The 828-nt window shown below is 66.1% G+C and carries 1 protein-coding gene; it reads right to left on the bottom strand.

Translation table 11 applies throughout. The features are described 5' to 3' along the window. Nucleotides 1-819: ABC transporter substrate-binding protein (locus EN969_RS33430; RefSeq protein WP_164758769.1), on the bottom strand; the 819-nt coding region annotated here is incomplete at its 3' end. Between the last annotated feature and the right edge of the window lie 9 nt (nucleotides 820-828).

Raw genomic sequence — 828 nt, 5'->3', positions numbered from 1 at the left:
GGTCTTGCCGGCAACCGGGAACTCGCCCTGTGCCCAGTCGCCCATGATCTGGCCACCCGCCTTGCCGGTGATGACCAGGTTGGTCGCCTGGTTCCAGTCCTGCACATTGGTGTCCTTCGCCATCTTGCGGGCATCGTCCGCGGCCTTGAAGACCTTGGCGACTTCGGGCCCGGCGGCGAACTTGGCATCCTTGTCCTTGTAGACCTTGAGGAACGTGTCCGTGCCGCCCACAGCCGCAAGCAGCACGTCGAAGGCACCGGAGGATTGCCAGGCTTGCCCGCCGACGGCGAGCGGGATGATGCCGGCCTTCTCCAGTGCCGGCGCTGCCGCCACGAATTCATTCCAGTCCTTCGGCAACGGCACGCCGGCCTTCGCGAAGGCTTCGTTGGACAGCCACAGCCACTGCCAGGAATGGATGTTGACGGGCACGCAATAGATCTTGCCGTCGATGGTGCAGCCGTCGAGCAGGCTCTTCGGCCGCACGACATCAGTCCACTTGCCCTTGGTGGCGACGTCGGTGAGGTCGCGCATCAGGCCGGCCTGCACCAACTCTTCCGCCTGCCGGCCGTGGTTGAACTGCGTGGCGCCCATCGGATCGCCACCGGTGATGCGGCTGATCATGATCGGCCGCGCCGTGCCGCCGGAGCCGGCAATGGCGCCGTCCACCCAGTGGTTGCCGGTCGCATCGAATGCCTTGGCAAGTTCCGCAACCGCCGCGGCCTCGCCGCCTGAAGTCCACCAATGGGTGACTTCCAGGTCCGTCGCGGCCGCCTGGCCGGCAAATTGCAGTGCAGCCGTCGCCGCCAGGGCAGCGGTCAAAAATCTGTA

Source organism: Mesorhizobium sp. M7A.F.Ca.CA.003.01.2.1 (assembly GCF_003998945.1).
Classification (GTDB): domain Bacteria; phylum Pseudomonadota; class Alphaproteobacteria; order Rhizobiales; family Rhizobiaceae; genus Mesorhizobium; species Mesorhizobium ciceri.
Note: the sequence above shows the minus strand (reverse complement) of the source record. Positions and strands in the feature narration are given on the sequence as shown.